The 21,959-nt window shown below is 46.7% G+C and carries 19 protein-coding genes; 10 read left to right on the top strand and 9 right to left on the bottom strand.

Annotated features, from left to right (window positions below):
- Positions 1-36: 36 nt before the first annotated feature.
- The 5 genes from desA to ACTRXG_RS01275 form a co-directional block, all read right to left on the bottom strand.
- A complete protein-coding gene (desA, locus tag ACTRXG_RS01295) occupies positions 37-1,086 on the bottom strand; it encodes a Delta(5) desaturase DesA (protein WP_474260932.1) in 1,050 nt (349 codons plus the stop codon).
- A 237-nt stretch (positions 1,087-1,323) separates the two neighbouring features.
- A complete protein-coding gene (locus ACTRXG_RS01290; protein WP_474283730.1) occupies positions 1,324-2,160 on the bottom strand; it encodes an STAS domain-containing protein in 837 nt (278 codons plus the stop codon).
- Between the two features lie 77 nt (positions 2,161-2,237).
- Positions 2,238-3,086, bottom strand: a complete 849-nt coding sequence (locus tag ACTRXG_RS01285; protein ID WP_474283728.1) for a DegV family protein — start codon at positions 3,084-3,086, stop codon at positions 2,238-2,240.
- Between the two features lie 163 nt (positions 3,087-3,249).
- Positions 3,250-4,188 (bottom strand): heme o synthase, encoded by a 939-nt coding sequence (gene cyoE, locus ACTRXG_RS01280; protein ID WP_474260935.1) that lies wholly within the window; start codon positions 4,186-4,188, stop codon positions 3,250-3,252.
- 295 nt (positions 4,189-4,483) lie between these two features.
- Positions 4,484-5,359: a Cof-type HAD-IIB family hydrolase gene (locus ACTRXG_RS01275; RefSeq protein ID WP_474283726.1), complete on the bottom strand. Its 876-nt coding sequence runs from the start codon at positions 5,357-5,359 to the stop codon at positions 4,484-4,486.
- Positions 5,360-5,598: 239 nt separating this feature from the next.
- Here ACTRXG_RS01275 and nirB (ACTRXG_RS01270) point away from each other — a divergent pair, with 239 nt between their 5' ends.
- Positions 5,599-7,959 carry a nitrite reductase large subunit NirB gene (gene nirB, locus ACTRXG_RS01270; RefSeq protein WP_474283724.1) on the top strand — a complete coding sequence of 787 codons (2,361 nt, stop codon included), beginning with the start codon at positions 5,599-5,601 and terminating at the stop codon, positions 7,957-7,959.
- Positions 7,952-10,105 carry an assimilatory nitrate reductase catalytic subunit NasC gene (gene nasC, locus ACTRXG_RS01265; protein ID WP_474283722.1) on the top strand — a complete coding sequence of 718 codons (2,154 nt, stop codon included), beginning with the start codon at positions 7,952-7,954 and terminating at the stop codon, positions 10,103-10,105. The genes nirB (ACTRXG_RS01270) and nasC overlap by 8 nt, the downstream gene beginning before the upstream one ends.
- Before the next feature lie 227 nt (positions 10,106-10,332).
- Here nasC and ACTRXG_RS01260 read toward each other — a convergent pair whose 3' ends face one another.
- The 4 genes from ACTRXG_RS01260 to cobA all read right to left on the bottom strand — a co-directional run bounded on the left by ACTRXG_RS01260 (position 10,333) and on the right by cobA (position 15,987).
- Entirely contained in the window at positions 10,333-11,874 is a 1,542-nt protein-coding gene (locus ACTRXG_RS01260) for an MFS transporter (protein WP_474283720.1), read from the bottom strand.
- A 113-nt stretch (positions 11,875-11,987) separates the two neighbouring features.
- Positions 11,988-12,314 carry a nitrite reductase small subunit NirD gene (gene nirD, locus ACTRXG_RS01255; protein WP_474283718.1) on the bottom strand — a complete coding sequence of 109 codons (327 nt, stop codon included), beginning with the start codon at positions 12,312-12,314 and terminating at the stop codon, positions 11,988-11,990.
- Positions 12,315-12,332: 18 nt separating this feature from the next.
- Positions 12,333-14,762 (bottom strand): nitrite reductase large subunit NirB, encoded by a 2,430-nt coding sequence (gene nirB, locus ACTRXG_RS01250; protein ID WP_474283716.1) that lies wholly within the window; start codon positions 14,760-14,762, stop codon positions 12,333-12,335.
- A gap of 49 nt (positions 14,763-14,811) precedes the next feature.
- The gene (cobA, locus tag ACTRXG_RS01245) at positions 14,812-15,987 is read right to left on the bottom strand and encodes a uroporphyrinogen-III C-methyltransferase (protein WP_474283714.1); all 1,176 of its coding nucleotides are present in this window, start codon (positions 15,985-15,987) and stop codon (positions 14,812-14,814) included.
- Between the two features lie 629 nt (positions 15,988-16,616).
- Here cobA and ACTRXG_RS01240 point away from each other — a divergent pair.
- Genes ACTRXG_RS01240 through ACTRXG_RS01205 form a run of 8 tightly spaced genes read left to right on the top strand, consistent with a single transcriptional unit; the run spans position 16,617 to position 21,957 of the window.
- Entirely contained in the window at positions 16,617-17,612 is a 996-nt protein-coding gene (locus ACTRXG_RS01240; RefSeq protein WP_474283712.1) for a hypothetical protein, read from the top strand.
- Between the two features lie 25 nt (positions 17,613-17,637).
- On the top strand, positions 17,638-18,612 hold the full coding sequence (locus tag ACTRXG_RS01235) for a hypothetical protein (RefSeq protein ID WP_474283710.1): 975 nt from the start codon (positions 17,638-17,640) through the stop codon (positions 18,610-18,612).
- Between the two features lie 13 nt (positions 18,613-18,625).
- Positions 18,626-18,895: a gas vesicle structural protein GvpA gene (gene gvpA / locus ACTRXG_RS01230; protein ID WP_022794406.1), complete on the top strand. Its 270-nt coding sequence runs from the start codon at positions 18,626-18,628 to the stop codon at positions 18,893-18,895.
- Between the two features lie 27 nt (positions 18,896-18,922).
- Complete coding sequence (gene gvpO / locus ACTRXG_RS01225) at positions 18,923-19,237, top strand: gas vesicle protein GvpO (protein ID WP_474281284.1); 315 nt, start codon at positions 18,923-18,925, stop codon at positions 19,235-19,237.
- A 6-nt stretch (positions 19,238-19,243) separates the two neighbouring features.
- Positions 19,244-19,861, top strand: coding sequence for a gas vesicle protein GvpO (locus tag ACTRXG_RS01220; protein WP_474260945.1), 618 nt, complete (start codon positions 19,244-19,246; stop codon positions 19,859-19,861).
- Between the two features lie 5 nt (positions 19,862-19,866).
- Positions 19,867-20,940 carry a gas vesicle protein GvpN gene (gvpN, locus tag ACTRXG_RS01215; RefSeq protein WP_474278231.1) on the top strand — a complete coding sequence of 358 codons (1,074 nt, stop codon included), beginning with the start codon at positions 19,867-19,869 and terminating at the stop codon, positions 20,938-20,940.
- Between the two features lie 13 nt (positions 20,941-20,953).
- Positions 20,954-21,703 (top strand): GvpL/GvpF family gas vesicle protein, encoded by a 750-nt coding sequence (locus ACTRXG_RS01210; protein ID WP_474283708.1) that lies wholly within the window; start codon positions 20,954-20,956, stop codon positions 21,701-21,703.
- Complete coding sequence (locus ACTRXG_RS01205) at positions 21,700-21,957, top strand: gas vesicle protein GvpG (protein WP_079475234.1); 258 nt, start codon at positions 21,700-21,702, stop codon at positions 21,955-21,957. The genes ACTRXG_RS01210 and ACTRXG_RS01205 overlap by 4 nt, the downstream gene beginning before the upstream one ends.
- The last annotated feature ends 2 nt before the right edge of the window (positions 21,958-21,959 follow it).

Below are 21,959 nucleotides of genomic sequence, written 5' to 3'. Positions count from 1 at the left end.
AACAAACCCCTCTCTGTAACAGAGAAGGGTTTGTTTTTAAGATTTTTTATCAGCTGGTGCTGGAGAGGTTCTGGAAGCCTCTGCCTGTCTTTTGCTTCGGATATTTGCTTCCTTGAAGCTGACAAAGGTTTTATTTGTTTCATCGTACAGCCGGAACCGAATGGATGTGAGGCTTGTCCTAAGAGTAATCTTTGTAGCCTGCTGCAGTGGTTCAATGTTTTCATGGGTTTTTGGCAAATTATAGTTTGGCACACGTGGACTGAGGTGATGCACGTGATGGTAGCCGATATTGCCGGTAATCCACTGAAGCACCTTTGGAAGCTCGTAGTAAGAGCTTCCGTCTACGGCAGCTTTTACAAAGTCCCATTTGTCTTCGTTTTCAAAGTAGGAGTCTTCAAATGTGTGCTGGACATAAAACAACCAGATGCCGAGAAATCCTGCTGTGAAAAGCATAGGGATCTGAATAGTGAAAAAAGCAGCCCAGCCGACAAGCCAGATTAACAAAGCGTAAATAACTACAATAGAAATATTGGTGAAATATGTGTTCAGGCGTTCTTTTCTTTTCGCATTTTTACGGTTGAATCGGTTCTCCACGAGAAACAGGTAAAATGGCCCTAAAAAGAAAAGTACGAATGGGTTGCGGTACATGCGATAGCTGAGCCGGAGCCATTTGCTGGCGTTTTGGTATTCCTCGACGGTCATGACCCAAACATCTCCGGTGCCCCGTTTGTCGAGGTTGCCGCTGGTGGAATGGTGCATCATATGGCTTCTTTTCCATTTTGCGTATGAGAAATGAGTAATGATCCCGGTTAACGTACCAATCCGGTCATTCGCTTTGCTGCTTTTGAAAAATGAACCGTGTGTGCAATCGTGAAAGATGATAAAGGTACGGACGACAAAGCCTCCGGCGACGATCGCAATGGCTGCACTGATAAAAGGAGATATGAAATAAGCTCCGTATGCAAGCGCCCAGAGGGCCAGGAGAGGAAGAATGGAGTTAAATAATTGAATAATACTTGCTTTATGGTCAGAATGTGCGTAAGGGGCAGCACTTTTTTTCAATTGCATTTGTTCTTGCCTGCTCATGGTTAATCGCTCCCTGTTTTATGGGGTGTATCTCTATTAATAGAATATAAAATTTTGACTCCGTCTGTAAGTCATAGACGTCAGGGAGAAAAAATGACAAATGTCATATACGGGCTGAATGAAGCGGAAGGAAATGGAATATGTATAAAATGGGCCATCGTATATATGGTTTTGCCTTGCTTAAATAATTGGCAGACCAAAGCCTCTGAACACTTTAGGAGCTCAGAGGCTTATGCTTTATAAAGCGTAGTTTGTGCGCAGTGCATGGGTCAGCTCTGAAACGATATCGATATTTTTAAAGCTGATGCCAAGCTGGACAGCCGTCTGGGCCATCTCCGGGCGCATGCCGCACAGCGTAGTCTTTACCCCAACCAGCTTTAAGGCGGTGGCAAGCTGCATGATGCGCTGAGCAACGAATGTGGTGATGTCACGAACGCCGGAAAGGTCAATATACAGACGTGTTAATTCGCTTTCGGTGCACTGCTTTAACGTATGCTCCACAATAACCTGTCCCCGCTGTTCATCGATATGGCCAATAAGCGGAAGGAGGCCGGTTTTCTTTTGAATCAAAATGATCGGGGAGGAAAGCTCCATGATCATTGCCTCTTTCAGCTGCATCTGTTCGTTCATATGATAAATGGCTTCTTTCATGAAGGCCCGCCCGGCGTAATCGAAAGCCTGGAGTGCTTTGCGCTGCCAATCGAGCACGTGATCGATGGGAATTGATTCCTCATACTGATGAACAAACAGGCGGATCTGTTCTAAAATGGCGTTGCGGTAATAAGTGAATTCTTCCTGAATGGTCAGCATTGGCTGCCACATTTCCTTATTTTCCTCCACAATGTCATTGATTTTTTCTTCAAAGTGCTCGTAAAACTGAGTTTCTTCCTCCTGAAACACATGAATAAGCTCCTGGGCAAAGACTTTTTTCATTTCTTCGAGCTTGTGACTTGTATAATCATCGGAAGAGTGGCCGGGAAAAGAATCGGCAGAAGATGTGTCACGCATCGTATCTATATGTTCAATCAAATAATCGTATAAGGAGCCGTCGGCTTTTTCCTGATTAAATTGCACGGTCGTTTTCCTCCAAAATGAAAGTATGGTGCGGATTGGTCTAATTATAGAGCCTGGAAGGAAAAGTCACAAGTTTTTTATCCGTATTCATACCACATGATTCCCATCGTTTCAGCCCCGCCGTGAACACCGATTACCGGGCTGAGAGGGCAAAGGTGAATCGTGAGGTCAGGGGAGAGGTTCTGCAGCTCTGTTTTCCATGTCTCTGCTTTTTCCTTCGTTGTCGTATAAATAATACTCATGTCCTCGACCTGATAGGAGGCTATGGCTTCTTTAGCAATTTGCAGCAGCCGGTTTTCCGCCCGTTTCCGGGTTCGTATTTTTTCAAAAGGAACAATCTGTCCACCATCAAAGGTAAGAAGAGGATGGATCTTTAAAAGCGTGCCAAGGATCAGCTTTCCGCGGGAGATTCTGCCTCCTTTGTGTGCCTGTTCAAGGCTTCCGAGCAGCAGATAGCCTCTGGCGTGCCCGGCCATCTCTGTTAACCGCTGCTGTATTTTCTTCGGCGTGTGCCCTTCGTCTGCTAATTGCGATCCTCTCGTCAGCAGCGGGCGGATGCTGCCGGCGCCCATCTTCGAATCCACAGTGAAGAGCGGAAATCCGGTCATATCTGCTGCGAGCTGGGCTGTCTGAAGAGTGCCGCTTAAATGACTGCTGATATGTATGGCAATTCCTGCATCATAAGAATCCTTCAGCTGTTCAAACAGTTCGGAAAAACTGCCTACAGATGGTTGGCTGGTCGTAGGGAAAACTTCTTCATGCGGCAGCCGCTCATAAAATTCATCCGTTGTAATTTCAATATTTTCTTTATAGCTTTCGTTTTCAAACACAACAGATAAGGGAACAATATGAATATTATATTTTGCGGCCGTTTCTGCATCGATAGAACTGGTACTGTCTGTAATCCAGGCTATGCGCTGTGTCATCATCCACCTCTTTTTTTATGTTAATTTGACAACGTTTTCACCGGTCTTGAATATATTATACATATTTCTGTATGGGAATTCGAATGAAACCCCCGCAGGATCCATATAAAAACGAGGGTAAAGAAAAACATGTCCGGGACCCATGCGGGCGCCAGAACATGCTTTAATTAAAAAACGGGGAGATTAGAGAAAATCCAATTACGACAGTGAACAAAATCGTCATATGGTTCAGCGAAAAAATAAACATAGTAGTTGCCCATTTTTTACTGTCCATCCGCCGGTAGCATATAAAGCTTGCAGCAAGCCAGGCGGCGCTTAATACGAAGGAAACGCCAACGATAAAGCTGCTGACAGGAAGGAAAAGAAAGCTCGAGAGCGTTAACAGAACAAGGTAAACGTTTGTCTGAATATAGGTCCGCCGGTTTCCTTTGATTACTGGAAGCATAGGAATATTTGCTGCTTTGTACTCGTCATGTCTGCGTATGGCGATGGCATAGAAGTGCGGCATCTGCCATAAAACCATAATAACGAAAAGGCCGAGAGCTGCCGGGTGGAAAAAGTCATTGGAAATAGCTGCCCAGCCGATAAGCGGGGGCACTGCTCCGGAAATACTCCCAATCTCTGTATTGTAGATCGTGCGCCGCTTGCTCCACATTGTATATGGAACAACATAAAAGAATAAGCCTGTAAATCCGAAGAAGGCAGCGAGCGGTGAAGCCGCATATAAGAAGCCTAAGCCTGCAAGTGTCATAACAATTCCTAGTATAAGTGCATTTTTCAGCTGCATCCGGCCAGTCGCCGTAGGGCGGTTCTTCGTCCGGTCCATGATCTTATCAATGTCGCGGTCGTATAAGTTGTTAAACGTGCCGGCAGCGCCGATAACAAGACCTGAGCCAAGCGTAGCAAGGACTATCGCTCCGATTTTTTCAGAAAAAGCGATGTTGTGAATATATAAAGCAAGGGTAATCCCTGCAAACATAACGATTAAATTGGATTTGATAATCCCGGTTTTAATCGTTTCCGCCAGTACTTTACGAAGTGCCTGTTTCGGGGCAGCGAGGGATCCTTGTTGAACCGTGCGTTCGATATTTTCCGATTTCATTTTATTCCCCCCAACCGTGTTCATCCGATACTAATGTATCACATATGTCGTTAAATTTAGAGATATTGACAAAAAAGTTCGCTATCTTGTCAATTGTTTGTGAACGATTCATGACAAATTATTATATATATATGTACTTCGTACTTTTAGCAAACAAAATTATATTCTCACATTAACCGCGTGTTGGCAAGTGTTACTTCCCGGGTGGTCCGGGCACAGGAGTTCATGAAAATGCTTCTGTGTGGGCTTATTCCCGGCCGTACAAAAGCCGTCCGGCAGGGAAACGGCATGATTATCAGCTGCTTTTTGTTTTTAATTCATGGAGCATTTCATGCACAGCGTGAGCAACGCCGTGTTCAGTATTCGTTTTTGTAGAAAAGCCGGACGCGTCCTTAACCTCCGGAACGGCATTTCCCATGGCGACGCTCCGGCCGGCCATTTGGAGCATATTCAAATCGTTAAAGTTATCCCCGAGAGCCATAACGTCTTCAAGGGAGATTCCGCGTCCGAGCGCGAACTCCTGAAGGGCAAAGCCTTTTTGGGCACGTACGTGATTTAATTCAAGGTTTCCCATGCCCGAAGAAGTCAGAGCGAGCTCGTTATCACCCCGGAGCTCGTATTTCATCCGCTCGAGAACGGAAGCCTCTGAAGAAAAGGCAAGCATTTTATACACATCGAGGCCCTCGTAATCGAGTATTGAAAAGAAATCGTCTGCGAACTGGAAATTTTCATCCTCAAGCCGGCGCTCAGCATACTGTTCTGCTGCAGCTGTTGTTAGCTCGGGGTGCGCGGTCTGCAGCATTCCTACAACGACACTCATATATGCTTCTCTTGAAGGGGCGAAAATTCCCTGGCTGGTAAACAGTTCAATATAAGAGCCGGCAGCGTGATGCACGGTTAAAATTCGTTCGCAGGAGCTTTCTGATATCGGAGCAGACCGCTGTATTTCTTTCCGGTTTTTGTAAGTGACTGCCCCGTTCATACTGATAATTGGGTAGGACAGACCGGCCGAAGCCAATGGTCTGTGTGCTGCTTCGTAGGTTCTCCCTGTGGCGATCACAATATCAATGCCTTGTGCCGAAGCAGCCTGAAGCGCTTCGGCGTTCTCTTTACTGATTTCTCCGTTCTGATCCAGCAATGTTCCGTCCATATCCGTTGCAATTAGTTTCATTTCTTCTCCTCCGATATGCTCCAGGTCTGTTGACTCCGTTTTAATTATTACCTCCTATTATCGAACAATTCACCTAAGTCATCAACTTTTTTGTTTTCAGCAGGAACGCTGGGACTATAAAAACATCGACAGCTTATCTTACAAGGTGATTGAAGAATTCGTAAGGTTTCTACAGACTGATAGTAGCTTATGAAAATTTCGGAAAACATATTTCGCTCTGCGGGAGGGCGGTTTTTAACATGAAAAAACAGCATGTAGTCATTATAGGAGGAGGGCTTGCGGCGATCCGGTTAATGGAACAGCTGCGTGAGCGGGCGGCCCGGGTGCATATTTCTATTTTCAGTAAAGAAAAAACGCTTCCATACAACCGGATTCAGCTTTCATCCTATTTAAATGGAGAAATAACAGAAGACGACTTAACAACCTATACAAATAAATGGTTCCGCCGGAATAATATATCTTTTCATCCGGGAGAGCCGGTCGAGCATGTGTTAAAAGAGGAAAAGAAAATCGTGACGGCTGGCGGAGAACACTCATACGATCATTTAGTCTTCGCTACAGGATCATCGCCGCTCATCCCCCCGGTGGAAGGTGTAGAAAAAGAGGGAGTATTTCCTTTTCGCACGCTTGAAGACTGCCGCAGGCTTGTAGAAGCAGCTGAACGTAAGCGCCGGATTCTGGTTATTGGCGGAGGTCTGCTTGGGCTTGAAGCGGCTAATGGATTGAGCCGCTTCGATGCAGAAGTGACTGTCATACAGCGGGCGGATAACATTATGGACCGCCAGCTTGACAGGCAGTCTGCCGCCATGCTGCAGGGAAAACTGGAACGGCGCGGAGTGAAATTTTTGCTGAGTAAAGACGTTACTTCTATTTTGGGGCTCCGGAAGGTATCAGGAATTGCTTTTGGGGACGGGACACACATGGAAGCAGACATGGTGGTATTTGCAATCGGGATCCGGCCGCAGCTGAAGCTTGCAGAGGCATCCGGTATTGCAACGAACCGCGGAATAATCGTGAACGATCAAATGGAGACAAGTGACAAGCACATATACGCAATAGGCGAATGTATAGAACATGACGGCCGAACATACGGTCTTGTACAGCCGGTGAACGAACAGGCGGATGTATTGGCCCGGCGTTTAAGCGGCGAGCATAAAGCCTACTATAAAGGCTCAAGTACTTCAGCAAAGCTGAAAATATCCGGGGTGGAGTTGTTTTCTGTCGGCTCTCTGATAGAGGATGAAGCTACAAAATCATGGGTGCTTCATGATGAGGAGAATGAGCTTTATAAAAAAATAGTTTTTCGTCATAAAACGGTCCAGGGAGCTGTGCTTTACGGAAATACGACTAACAGCGATCTGTTAAAGAGCCTGGTGATGACGGACAAACCCATCAATGCTTCGGAGAAAAAACAGCTGCTGTCAGCAAGCAGCGAGCCGGCCGGTTTTCTACTGGAAATGCCAGGGTCTGACACGGTGTGTGCCTGTAATAATGTAAATAAAAATACCATTATCCAGGTCGTTCAGGAGAAAGAACTGACCACGCTGGATGAAGTGAAAACCTGTACAGGAGCTTCCACCTCCTGCGGGGGCTGCAGCAGCATGGCAGAGGGGTTGCTGAAGCTTGCCTGTGAAGGGAGGGTGGAAGCGGAAAACAAGGCAGAAGCGCTGTGCGGATGCACGGGTCTTGACCACCCTACGTTGATTAACCGGCTGATGGAAGTAAAACCATCGACGCCGGAGGAAGCGATGGAGGCGTTAAACTGGAAAACGCCTGAAGGCTGTGAAATGTGCCGGCCTGCCATTGCGTACTATCTATATATGATTCAAATGAAGAAGGGAGAGCTTTCAAGCAATGAAACGCTGCCATTTACATATTCGCCGTACATTTCCCTGGAGGCGGATGGGACCTATACTCTGCAGCCGATCATGAAGGCAGGAATTATATCTCCTGAGCTGATCAAAAATTTAAATGCCGTTATCGAAAAATACCAGTTGAGCTATTTTCACATTACAGCGGGCGGACGCATACAGCTCCCTTATGTAGAGGACGAAGATGTGGTGGAGGTATGTGACAGCCTGGATATTCCCCTCCTTAACTTTCCAGGTTTTCAAATGACGGCTGTACAGAGTGTATTCAAGGACCGGATCCGGGAGCGTCACAATCCCGGAATGGTACCGTACGCTCTGGAGCTCGAGGAACCGGTGGAAGCTGTTCCTTTTCCCGATACGCTCCGTTTTGTCATGCTGGAGGGTTTTTCAATTCTTGAAGGAAATCACGTTGACGCCGGACTGCTTAAAATGGAAGACAAGTGGGAGTTTCATATTCATTTTGAGGAAAAGTCCGTGCTGCTGTTCTCAGCCCCTACCTTTATGGAAATAAAAGAGTATATTTGGGCGCTGCTTCAATATTACCGGGAAACAGCGTTTTTTAAGGAATCATTTGCCGGATGGTGCGGACGTATGACCGTTATTCACATACGGGAAGGACTCTTTGATCCGGAGACAAGAGAGCAGCTGCTCCACCAGTTAAGTGTCTGTTTGAAGAAGCCGCTGCCGTATCATTTTTCGATTCCAGAAGGGAGTACAGTTCATGAATGATTTCGGATCCAATTACGGACAAATAATAGAGCCGGCGGTGCTCGAAGAAAACCGGCATCAGGCTCAGTGCCCTTTCTGCAGTATGCAGTGTAAAAAGGAAGTAGTGGAGCAGATCACTACAAAAGGCATTAAATATAAAACCGTAGGTGTGGATAACCCCACCACGCACGGCCGGTTATGTGTCAAAGGTCACTCCGCCTACCAGCACGTTATTCATGAAGACCGGATTACGATGCCGATGAAAAAAGTGAACGGCCGGTTTAAGTCCATTGAATGGGACGAAGCCCTGGATATTATTGAACAGCGGACGAAGGAAATTCAAAACGCCTCCGGCAAAGATGCTTTATCGGTATACGGCGGAGGCTCGCTTACGAATGAAGAATCCTATCTGCTCGGCAAATTTGCCCGTATTGGGCTGCAGACAAAATACATTGATTACAACGGCCGGTTCTGTATGTCTTCTGCTGCCTCGGCGGCGACAAAGACGTTCGGAGTCGACCGCGGTTTTACCAACGGCATTGAGGAAATTCCAAACGCAAAATGCATTATACTCGCCGGTACTAATATTGCGGAATGCCAGCCAACCATTATGCCGTATTTTGAACAGGCGAAACAGAACGGATCCTTTATTATTGTGATTGATCCGAGGGTGACAGAGACAGCTAAAATGGCAGACCTGCATCTGCAGCTGAAGCCCGGGGAGGACTGGTCTTTGACGACCGCGCTTTTAAAAGTGATTTTTGATAAAAACCTGCAGAATAAAGAGTTTCTGCAGAACCGCACAGAAGGTGCTGAAGAGCTTGAAGCTTACGTGCGCCAGTACAGCGTAGAGGAGCTTGCGACACGGGCAGACGTGCCCCGCGGCGACATTGAGCAGGCGGCTACGGTCTTCGCCGAAGCTGGTACAGGCATGGTATTTACTGCGCGGGGAGTGGAGCAGCAGATTGACGGGCACCAGGCTGTCCGCCATTTTATTAATTTAGCGCTGATCTGCGGCCACATCGGTAAACCAGGTGCTGGATACGGAGCGATTACAGGTCAGGCAAACGGCCAGGGAGGGAGGGAACACGGCCAGAAATCTGATCAGCTTCCAGGGTACCGCTCGATTGAAGACCCAAAAGCCAGGGAGCATATAGCTGCGGTTTGGAATGTGAATGAGAAGGATTTGCCCGGAAAAGGTGTCTCCGCCTATGAAATGATGCAGAAAACGCAGAACGGGGAAATTAAAGGGATGTTTTTAGTAGGATCCAATCCTATCGCTTCCAACCCGAACGCCTCTATTGTGAAGCAGGGGCTGGAGGCGCTTGATTTTTTAGTGGTCGTCGATTTATTTATTTCAGAAACGGCCGAATACGCCGACCTGGTCCTCCCGTCGACCGCTTATATTGAAGATGAAGGAACGCTTACGAATATGGAAGGGCGGGTGACCTGGAGACAGGGAATGCGCCCGGCTCCTGGCCAGGCAAAGCACGACTGGGAGATTTTATCGCTGATTGCTTCGCGTCTTGGTAAAGAAAAGTGGTTCAGCTACTGCTCGGCAGAAGATGTTTTCGAAGAGCTGCGTCTTGCTTCAAAGGGAGGACCGGCTGATTATTACGGAATTACGTATGAACGGATTAAAAAGGAAGAGGGCGTTTTCTGGCCGTGCCCTTCCCCAGAAGAAAAAGGAAGGCAGCGTCTGTTTGATGACTCTTTTGTACATGATGGCGGCAGAGCCCGCTGCTTTACTCCGGAAAACGGTAAAGAAATTATTAAAGAACGACTGTCGGAAGCGAGACCGCTGTATTTAACGACTGGCAGGGTAATGTCGCATTACCTGACCGGGGTTCAGACTGGAAAAAGCGCCAGATTAAATGCCCGTTATTTTGAATCATTCGTCGAAATTCATCCAGAAACAGCAGAAAAGTACGGCATTAAGGAAAACGACCTTGTCACCCTGGAATCTCTGCAGGGCTCTATTGTGGTTAGAAATCAATGGTCGGAAAACATCCGGAAGGATACCATCTTCGTGCCTTTTCACTGGGCAGGCAAACAGAACGTGAACCGGCTGATTGCGGGTACGCTGGATCCAGTGTGCCAGATGCCGGGGTTTAAGCTGGCAGCAGTCTCCATGAAGCCGGCAGAAGCGCAAAAACAAAAAGTATAATAGATACAACGAACGCTGCCGGGATCGACAGCGTTCTTTTTTGTGCCGGAATGGTGTCTATTTAATAAATAAAAAACCAGCCCCCGTACCGGTTGTGAACGGCACGGGGGCTGGTCGGGGTTTGTGGCTGACATGGCAGGCTGTGGCCTCAGCAGCCCGCGGAGCGTTTATCCCTGATAGAGAAAAGCTCCGCGGGCCGGCCTGGTAAACCAGGACCGGGCCCTCACTCAGCGGTCTTTATCAGAAACCTGGCTGGCGTAGGAAACGGCTTCCTTCGAGCGGAGGGCCGCTCCTTTTGCTTTTTCTTTAAGCAGCTGATCCTCCTTCGAGAGGTAGTAGTCGTCGGCAAAGGAATGCTCCGGTTCTTCGAGTGTGAAATAGCATATGATAAAGCTTACGAAAGCCCCTCCGGCCAGAATGAAGAAAAACTGGCTCGGGGTGACGAACGTATAAAGCGTTAAATATACACTTGCACCGATGCTTCCATAAGCTCCGGTCATACCGGCCACCTGCCCGGTGACCCGTTTTTTTACCATTGGAACCATTGCGAAGGTGGCGCCTTCGCCTCCCTGCACGAATAACGAAGTAAGGACCGTCATGAGGACAGCGAGTATTACCGGCCAGCCGGAGTTGATCATGCCCATGCCGCACATGCCGATCACGATGCCAAACATGTAAACGAGCATCACCTTGCGCCGGCTTCCAAGGCGGTCGGATAGTACACCGCCAAGCGGACGGGCAAGCAGGTTCACGAAGGCAAATGAAGCTGCAATAAGACCGGCTGTGGACGGTGTAAGGGAGAAGGTGAGCTGGAAGAACATAGGGAGCATCGATACAATCGCGAGCTCTGCACCGAAGTTGGCGAAATAAGTACTGTTCAGCGCTCCAACGTTTTTGAAGTTGTATTGATCGTCTTTTGCTATGCCTTGTTTAATAATAGGAACGTTTACTTTGACGATCATATAGATTTGATAAATTAATACGATACCTACAGCTGTGAAAATGCCGTATACAATAGATGTGGAGATAAAGCCCATATCGAAGACTCTCCAGGCGCTAAGGGCTACGGCACCGCCGACAGGTATCGTCCAAAACATCAGTTGAGCCATGTCTTTCCAGGAGCTCACTTCTATGGCACCGAACCGCTTCGGTTTAATAAGCGTATGACCTTCCGGCGTGTCGCGGACATTTAAATAGAAAACAATACCATAAATAAAGCAGACAACCCCGGTAAAGGCGACCGCGTACCTCCAGCTGTCATCGCCTCCGATAAGGGTAATGGCGAGCCACGGGAGAATAATAGCTCCTGCTGCTGAACCAAAATTGCCCCAGCCGCCGTAGATCCCTTCAGCAAATCCGACGTGCTTGGGCGGGAACCATTCTGCGATCATTCGGATACCGACAACAAAGCTTGCGCCAATACTTCCTAGTACAAGCCGGCTGATGGCAAGCTGTGCCCAGGTGCTGCCGAATGCAAAAATAAATGTAGGCACCGCCATAATAATCAACAGTGTGGAAAAGACGACCCGCGGGCCAAATCGGTCGAGGAGTGAGCCGATAATGATCCGGGCCGGAATAGTCAGGGCTACGTTCATAATTCCGAGGGCGGCGATATGTTCAGTTGTGAGCCATCCAAGGTCAGCCATCATAGTGGTCGCGAGTGGAGCCATGTTGTACCAGGCGAAAAATGAGATGAAGAACGCAAACCAGCAGAAATGAAGAATTTTAATACGTTCATCCTGAAAGCGGAAAAGGTCTTTAATAGTCAAAAGGAGAACCTCCTAAGGTGGGGTAATTATTTTTGGTTTATTCAAAAAACAATTGACAGCTGACACTCGCATACTTATTTCTCAGGAAGTTCGCCGATGCGGGCAAAGAAGATTTATTTTAAAAGCAGATAAACCATGTTGTTTTCAATTCTTGTATCATAGGAGGCGGTACAGCCTTCATCCGCTCCCTGGGCCTGTCCGTCGTTTAGGCTGATTTTCCAGTCGTGAAGCGGGCAGAAGACATGCTCTCCGCTGACAATCCCCTGGGAAAGAGGCCCTCCTTTGTGAGGGCATTTATTTTCCAGGGCGAAAATGGTGTTTTCTTTAGTCTTAAAAATGGCTATTGAAGTTTCTTCAATGATCAGTTCTTTAGGAATATCGACCGTAATTTCATCGACAGTTGCTACAGCTACTTCTTTTTGTTTATCTACGCTATTCATCACTATTCCTCCCTCATATTAAACGAGCTCCACTTTACGCTGTTCAAACAGCTCCTGCTTTTTCTTTTCGTTATACGTAAGTTCCTTCCATGGGTCTTCCCCTTTATGCTCGAGGGCTACTTCCATGCGCTCAATTAAGTTTGCCCGTCCCTCTTCATCTTCGAGAACGACCGCTTTTACATGATCAAGGCCGACGCGTTCGATCCAGTGGGAGGTACGCTCGAGGTAGTGGGCGGACTCCCGGTAATACTGAAGAAAGGCACTGATAGAATCCAACAGCTCGTCATCACTGTTCATTTTTCCGAGCAGTTCGCCGCCCCGGAGGTCAACGCCGCCATTTCCGCCGACGTACATTTCCCAGTGCCCTTCAAGACCGACAATACCGATGTCTTTGATACCGGACTCCGCGCAGTTTCTCGGGCAGGCAGAGACGGCCATTTTCACTTTATGGGGAGTGTTGAGCCGTTCGTATTTTCGTTCGATGCTCATACCCATCCCGATGGAATCCTGAGTACCGAAACGGCAGAAGTCTTCACCGACGCATGTTTTAACGGTGCGTATACTTTTTCCATAAGCATGGCCGGAGGGCATATCGAGTTCTCCCCATATGGACGGAAGGTCTTCTTTTTTGACACCAAGCATGTCGATACGCTGGCCGCCTGTCATCTTAAGCAGCGGCACTTCATACTTTTCTGCGACATCGGCAATTCTTCGGAGCTGATCTGAATTAGTGACGCCTCCGTACATTCTTGGAACAACGGAATAGGTGCCGTCGTTTTGAATATTGGCGTGCACACGTTCATTGATAAAACGGGAGGAGTAGTCGTCTTCATACTCTTCTGGTTTCGAAACGCTCAGGTAATAGTTCAGGGCAGGGCGGCACTTGGAGCAGCCTTCAGGCTCCTTCCATCCCAGCACATTCATCACTTCGCGGGTATGGGTGAGCTGCTTAGTCTTTATTTCTTCAGTGACCTGCTCGTGAGAGAGATCGGTACAACCGCACAGCGGCTCCACTTCGGAACCAGAAGCCTCGTCCCCGAGCGTGGCATTCAGCAGGTCGGAAACGAGCGGTTTACAGCCGCCGCAGGAGCGTGAAGCGTTCGTATGCTGTTTGATCTCGTTGACGGAAGTCAGTCCTTTGTCATTAATGGCAGAAACGATATCGCCTTTACAGACCCCGTTACATCCGCAGACCGTTTCTTCGTCCGCCATGTCTACGACTGGACTCTCCATTGGCGCATTGCTTTCAGAAGGGAGGATAAGCCCTTTGCCAACGTCGGAGATGTCTTCTTTTTTATTAATCAGGTTCAAAAGCTTCGGCGAATCAGAGGTATCTCCGAATAAAACAGCTCCGACCACCTTGTTATCACGGATATTCACTTTTTTATAAACGCCATCAAAGTCGTCATGAACAAGCACAGATTTTAAATCGTCCGCTTCTCCAAATTCACCTGCCGAAAAGACATCCACACCTGAAACCTTTAATTTGGTTGATGTAAGAGAGCCCCGGTAGCCGGTCCCGGTTGCTTCCTTGGAGACGAGCCGCTCAGCCAGAATTTTTCCCTGTTCATACAATGGAGCTACCAGGCCGTAGGCAATGCCGTTATGCTCTGCACATTCACCAACGGCGTATACATCGGGAGCGCTCGTTTCAAGATAATCATTCACAACAATCGCGCGGTTTGTATCCAGACCGGAATTCTCTGCAAGGCTAATATTAGGACGGATGCCGACAGCGATAACAATGAGATCGGCGTAAAGTGATTCCCCGTCTTTGAAATGAAGTCCCTGGACGCGTTTGCGTCCGAAAATCTGTTCTGTCTGCTTTTCCATGTGGAACCGCATGCCCTGGCCTTCGAGCTCACGCTTCAGCATTTTGGAGGCGTTCGGGTCGAGCTGGCGCTCCATTAACTGATCCTGAATGTGGATTACTTCTGTTTCCATGTTTAGGTTCAGCAGGCCCCGGGCAGCCTCAAGACCGAGCAGCCCTCCGCCAATTACAGCTGCCTTTTCATATTTTTTGGAGGCTTCAATCATCGTTTCGGTATCTTTTATGTCCCTGAAGGAAATTACTCCTTCTTTGTCAGATCCGGGGATAGGGGGCATAAAAGGGTTGGAGCCGGTAGCTACGATCAGATGGTCGTAAGTACACACAATCCCCCCGGCGCTTTCCACTTGTTTGTTTTCCGTATCAATACGTTTGACCTCATCGCCTGTATGAAGCGTAATATTATGTTCTTCATACCAGTTGTAATCATTTAAAACGATATCTTTTAATTCACTGTCACCCTGAAGAACAGAGGACAGCAGGATGCGGTTGTAGTTTGGGTGCGGTTCCTTGCCAAAAACCGTAATTTCAAAACGGTCCGGCTCCTGCTTTAAAATTTCTTCAATGGTGTACATACCGGCCATGCCGTTGCCGATTAAGACGAGACGCTCTTTATTCATGAATGAATCCTCCTCAGATAATTTAAATAATTTTGACATTTTCACCGGTTTAAATGCCGGACGGTGTTTTCACAGAAAACGAATTAAGGCTGTTTAACTGGTCTGTCATTTGTTCAGGCAGCAGTGAAGGATCTATATAAAACACATCTGCTTCATCTGAAGGGAAGGCCTCCTTATCAAAAATAATGTACACAGGAAAAGCAGTGGTTTGCTGTTCGCTTATCATCCGGTCGATGCCTGGCTTCAGCTGTTGATAGGAGGCGTAATCGGGGACGAAAATAGTATCGATCAGCTCCTCTTCAAGCAGTCGTGAAAGAGCATGTTCGGTGTTTGATGAAAGGCCTCCGGCATCAATCGGCTGATTCGTATGGCAAATGGCGGCCTGCTCGTCCTGCAGATAATCTGTAAAATTCTGAAGCCCGGGACGTCCGGCGGTGAAGGCTGCAATGCTCCGCCCGGTTTTTTTACCCGGGTCAAACCACTGCGTTCTGGAGTGCATTCCGGTAACAGTGCCCACTATAATAATTGCCGGATTTGTAATCTTTTTTCTGTGAACGGCTTCTTCAAGTCCGGCGAGCGAAGCGGCGGTTGACTGCTGCCTGCCGTAGGTGCCCCACTGCACAATAAGAACCGATTCTTCGGGTGAGCGGCCGTGCTGGATCAGCTGTTCTGCGATCCATCCGGCGTGTTTGACGCCCATATAAAAGACGATCGTATCAGAACCAGCAGCAAGGCCGCCCCATTGAATATCGGGCATTCCGTCCTGCTGTTTGCCGTGGCCGGTCACCACGGTGTAAGAGCGTGAATGTTCCCGGTGGGTCAAAGGAACACCGGCGTAAGCTGGAGCAGCGCTCCCGGAAGTGACCCCCGGAATAATTTCAAAGCGTATCTGGTGCTTTTGAAGCTCTTCGGCTTCTTCGCCGACTCTTCCGAAAACTCCCGGATCCCCTCCTTTTAAACGGACGACCCGGCTGCCGCGCCGGGCATGGACCCGGAGCTCGTGGTGAATGTCCTGCTGCCGGAGCGTATGCCGGCACGGCTGCTTGCCACAGTATATAAATTTCGCATCAGGAGAAGCCTGCAGCAGGAGCCCGGGATGAGCCAGACGGTCATAAATAACCACATCGGCCTGTTGTAATTTGCGCAGACCCTTAGCGGTGATTAATTCAGGGTCGCCCGGTCCGGCACCTACAAATGAAACGATTCCGGTATGATTACTGCCCATGCCGCACCTCTTTCCTTTTAATATGTACCTGCAGTATTTATTTTTCGACTACGAGTTTTATTCTAGGTAAAGCCAAAAGGTAATTCAGCATATGTGAAAGAAAACTTAACGTACTTTTTCCTTTTTTCGTACTTCTGAACTTTTTCATACGTGCACTGACGAATATTTGATAAATATAAGTGCGAAAACCACATTATTTTTGTGAGTAAATCTAACAATGGCTTTCCTGAGCCCAAGAGAATAAAGAAAAATTTAGACGCTCGTTAAAAAATATGAATCAGAAATATAGGTATTTAGAACTTTTTTTAAAAATAAATTCATTAAAAAGTTTAGATCCATGAAGTAAAAGGTAATTTCAACTAAAGAAGTTATTCAATTCAGATGAGAAAGCGAGTGTTTGTCATGATTCGTACAATTTTAATGGTTATTGGAGCTATTGTTGTGATTGGAGCAATTCTCTCCTTAATTTAAGAAGAAATTGCTCAAATGATTACATTAAAGACCCTCTCCAGCCCAGCGAATTCATGACTGTTTATTTCCAGCTATTCATTGGAAAAGCATGAAGCCTTTGGCCGGATGAGGGTTTTTGCGTATAAATTAAATTTTCACGTTAAGAAAGGTGAGATACAGTGACCGACGCTAAAGATAAAGTTACGTACGGATTGATGGCCGCTGGCAGCCTTATTGGCGGAGCGCTTCCTCTAATCACTAAAGGGACGAAAAATAAACTTCAATCCTCAGAGGAATCTTCTGAGGAAGAAAATATTGATGAGCCAGCCGAAAACCAGGAGAAAGAAAAAAAGGCTCCCCAGCTCAAGCAGACAGCAAAAAAACCTGCGAATAAAGCAAAGCAGGCGAAAGATAACGTAAAGGAATCGGGCAGACAGCTGCAAGACACCGTGGAACATAAGAAGAAAAGCGCTGAAGATACCGCAAAAAATGCGGGTGAACAGGCGAAAGAAGCCGTCTCAGGAAAAGCTAAAGGAGCCAAACAGGCGGCTGACGCGAGCAAAGTTGTTTATAAAGGAAATAAAAAGGTTAAAGAAACTAAGGGCAGAATAAATGGAGTTAAAAATACTGTCGGCGAAAAAGTAGAAAAAACCGGCATGAAAATACAGGATCAAAAAAACGCCCAAAGCAACGCCAATGAAGCTGAAGAAGCAGAGCACCCAAGACAGGAAGCGGGCAGCGCTCCGAAAAAAGCAAAAAAAGTTTCTAAAAAAGCTGCGCGCCGGCTGACGGATGCGACAGGCCTTGAACAGAGCGCGGCTTCAGCAGAGCCGGGTGCAGAAAATGCGGAAGAGTTAACGCTAACGCAGGAGCTTGAGCGCCGCCCGGAAGAAATGAACGAAGCTGAAGTGGATGCTTACCAATCCAGCAGTCAAAACGGAAGTAAAATGAACCACAGCCTGACGGACGTAATGGATACCGTGAACGATTTCTTTAAAAACTATGTAGCCGAGCCACAGCGGATTACTTCTACGGAAAAACAGGAGGGCCACTGGCTGGTAGAAATCGAAGCGTTGAATAAAGAAGGCAGAAAGTCTAAAAAAGAAACGTATCAGGTGCAGGTAGATGATCATTTAGAGGTGACCTCCTATAAGCGGGTAGATGGAAATAAATAATGCTTCGGTTTGAGGAGACCAAATTATGGCAAAAAAGATTTTATTAACTGAAGGCGGAAAATATGTCGATGGCTCAAAGCCAAAGGTAAGAAAAACGTTCTCCGTACCGGACGAAGCCTGGAAAAAAACGTACTTTTCTTCTTATTCCAAAGAAGCAGCATCCGATGATAAATCATCCGGGAAGCAATCCACTGATGAAGAAAAGAGCTCCGAGGATGATGAGTCATTTTTGGACAAGGTGAAAAGCGGTGGCCAAAAAGCTGCTAAATGGGTTTCCTTTAATAAAACGAAAGAATTCCTTGATGAGCAGACAGAGGATACGTTCATTGAGCCTATTAAAGACACCGCAGAAGAAATCTCTGACTTGAACCCTGTAGAAACAACGAAAAACATGATTCAGGGCAATGCTAAAGAAGAACTGGTAAAAACAGCTACAAAAGGGGTGAAAAATAACCCTAAGGCTGCCAATGCCGTAGCTGCAGCCTATATGGGCAAAAAGTTTTTCAACACCCTGGAGAGCGCCCGTCTGGCAAAAGAACATGCGCAGGAAAAAGTAGAGGAAACAAAGAAGGCACTGGAAGGAAAAGGGGAAGAAGCCCAGGAAAAATTGCAGCAAGCTGTAGAGCAGGCTAAAGAAAAAGGCCAGGAAGCCCAGGAAAAACTGGGTGAAGCTACAGGGCAGCTCCAGGACAACGTCCAGGGCGGCTCCAATAAGTCCGGGAAAGGGGGCGGTAAAATCCTTCGATCGCTGCCCGAAAAAGGCTTGAGCGATCTAAAGGGAATGGAAGACATCAAGGGACCGTCGAACATCAAGACTTACAGCGAGTCCAGGTTAAGAAGCTATGATGAGGTCAAGGGCGTTGATGATATTAAGGGTATAAGCGAACTGAAAGGCTTATCTGACATCAAGAGCTACAAGGAATCGAAGCTGAAAAGCTACGATGACATCAAAGGCATCAGTGCCATTAAAGGAACAGAAAATATTAAGCATTATGATTAAGGAGTGAAAGATTATGGCAACAATTGAAAAAAGTACAGATTCTTCCAGCTTGGCAGAGGTTATTGACCGTATACTCGACAAAGGTATCGTTATCGACCTGTACGCCCGTATTTCTGTGGTAGGAATTGAGCTAATCACAATTGAAGCACGTATCGTTATTGCAAGTGTTGACACTTGGCTCCGTTACGCTGAAGCGGTCGGACTGCTCCGAGACGATGTCCAGGGCGAAATCGATGAAGATGCAGACTCTAATGAGCGTGCCGGGCAGTTAAACTTTGCTTAAATTTCTCTAATCCCGTCATGCGTATGACTGCATGGCGGGATATATTTCTATTGGAAGAAGAAAGCGGGGACCACTATGAAGGAAGTAATGAAATCACTGAACGATTTTTTTGAAGAAAATTTAAAACCTCCATTTCGAATTACTTCGGTTTCCGAAGAAGAGTACGGCTGGTTTGCAGAAGTGGAAGTTATCGAAGAAGATGAGTATATGCAGAAGTACGGACATGACCAGCTTCTGGGCGTCTATGAAGTGAAGCTTAACAACAATCAGCAGGTAGGATCGTTTGAGCGAGTGAATCTGAGACCGAGAAGTGCTCACGTTGAAACGGCAGAAAGGAGATAGGTATCCATGGCGGCCAAACAATCAACGACAAAATCAAAAGAAACTACTGAAGAGAACCAGGGCCAGGAACTGAAAACCAGTAAAAGCGGCTCGTATAAACCTTTCTCCTCTGAAGAAGAAGGAGAAGAGCAGCCGAAAGAGCAGATTAAAGGCCCGGCGAAATCAGGTTCTTCGAGTGAAACTTCAGAGAAATCATCCGGACAGAACGAAAAAACGGACGATAAAGGAGAAAGTGACGAAGTGAATAATACCACGACCGCCAGCAAGAAAAATACAGCCAAAACCAAACAGACAAAAAAAGAAGCCGATGAAGAAGCAGCTCAACAGGAGGAGTCAGACGAGGCATCATTTGCCCCTATTAAAAGTGATATGTTTGAAACCATCCGTTCATTTTTCGAAGAAACGATGAACTCACCAGTCCGTATCACGGCTATTATGGACGCGGGAGACGGCTGGAACATTGAAGTAGAACTAGTAGAAGAAAAAGAGTATACGCAAAAATACGGAAGAGACCAGCTGATTGGGATTTATGAAGCCACGATGAACAAGGATCAAAAAATAACTTCCTATCAAAGGATGAACACTCGTCCGAGAAGTACTCCTTTTGAGAAAAAAGAGAGGTAAAAAATATGGCGACTACTAACGAAAGAAAGCAGCAGACTCAGAAAAAGTCATCCAACACATCGGGGAGCTCCAGAACGAATCAGCAAAAAGGGAGCTCTCAGAGCAGAGGGCAGTCAAAAAAGATCAATGCTCCTGCCACAGCGAATTCGAAGCAAACGACCTCTGAAGAACAACAACAGTCAAAGCAGCAAAAGATCCGTACGATTGATCAAATCGTAGAAACTGAAGAAATGCAGTCGATTTTAGAACGTTCCGAAAAGTATTTAACCTCTGGATATCCTGTACACTTTACAGGTGCAGCCGGAGTAGGTAAAACCACCCTTTCGTTTCAGCTTGCACGCCGGTTTAACCAGCCTGTCACGCTGTTAAACGGGAATGAAAGCCTCTCGAATACGGACCTTCTCGGCGGAAGAATCGGTTATACCAGTGACAAATTAATCGATAATTACGTCCGGAAAGTGTATAAACGCGAAGACCATATTACAGAACGGTGGAGCACCGGCCGTCTGCTTGAAGCAGTAAAAAATGGCCACACGCTCATTTACGATGAATTTACACGTTCGCTGCCGTCTACAAACAATTTATTCCTTTCCGTACTTGAAGAAGGTATACTGCCGCTTTACGGCACTCAGCGTAACGAAAGCTTTATTACCGTGCACCCGAATTTTAAAGCAATTTTTACAAGCAATCCGGAAGAATATGCCGGTGTGCATAAATCCCAGGATGCTCTCCTTGATAGAATGATTACAATTCCGGTGGAGGATCCGAATAAGGAAGCCCAGGTTTCTATCCTGACAGAAAGAGCTTCCATCAGTGAAAAAGAAGCTGAAACCATTATTAAAGCACTGGATTGGGCGAAATCCACGAGCAGGGAAAACGATACGCATGTCCCAAGCTTCCGGCTCGCTGTTATGACTGCGATGTTAAGCTCGGAGCATGATGTTAAAATAGATGTAAAAAATGACGATTTTCAACAATTGTTTTTTGATGTGATGGGGCATTATTTCCTGGAAAATATTCAGGGAGAAGATGTCAGCGAAGCACAAAAAAGAATGAAGGAAGAGTTGAAAAAGGTCTAGGAGGCAAGTAACCGTGGGAATTTATATGTTTGGAGTTATTGAAACTACTGAAAAGCCTACCTTCGGCACCGTGGAACTCGAGGGAAAAGAGCGAAAAATCTATACCCTCCAGCGCGGGCAGGAAGCGATGGTGGTAGCGGAAGCTCCGATGCAGATTTATGATCCAACGAGGAAAAACCTGCGGGCTCATCAAGATACAGTGGCCAGAGTAATGGAAGAATACGATGTCATTCCGATGAGTTTTGGGAACGTCCTTGAGGATCAGAAAGAAGTCTTTGCTCTAATGGAAAAGCTGCAGGATCAGTTTGAAGAAATTTTTCCGAAGATCCGCAGCAAAATGGAAGTTGGACTTAAAATCATCGGAAAGAAAGAATGGCTGAATGAACAAATCCGCCAGGAACCGGGAATGGAAGACCTGCGCAAAAAAACGGATACGAAAGGCAAAAACGCCAGCTATTACGAGCGTATGCAGCTCGGAGAATCAGCGCAAAAATTCATGATCAGGCTGCACGAGCGCTTTGAGGAAGAGGTTTTTCAGCCGCTCGCAGAGATTGCCAATGCAGCTAAAAGTAACGAAGTAATCAATGAGCGGATGCTGTTGAATGCCGCTTTTTTAATAGATAAGGAAAACGAAGAAGCTTTTGATGCAAAAGTAAACGAGATTTTTAATGAATGGAATGAACACGCTGATTTCAAGTATACGGGCCCGTGGCCGGCATACAACTTTATTGACCTGAAAATAAAAGCGGGGAACAGCGTATGATTCATAAATTATTTACCTGGCCGCTTGATACTGTCGTCTGGGCTGGTAAAAAAGTAAAGGAAGAGGCGGATAAGGAATATTTTGACGTCCGCCAGATTCAAAAGAAACTGGCCAATCTGCAGATCATGTACGAAATGGAAGAAATTTCTGAGGATGCCTTCACAGAGCAGGAGGAAGAGCTGCTGCAGCGGTATCGCAGAGCGAAGCAGATTGAACAGGAAGAATTACGGGAAGAGTTAGAGGAAAAGGATTAAAG

Source organism: Marinococcus sp. LNSP9103-4 (assembly GCF_056034345.1).
This window is presented reverse-complemented; position numbering and strand designations above follow the sequence as displayed.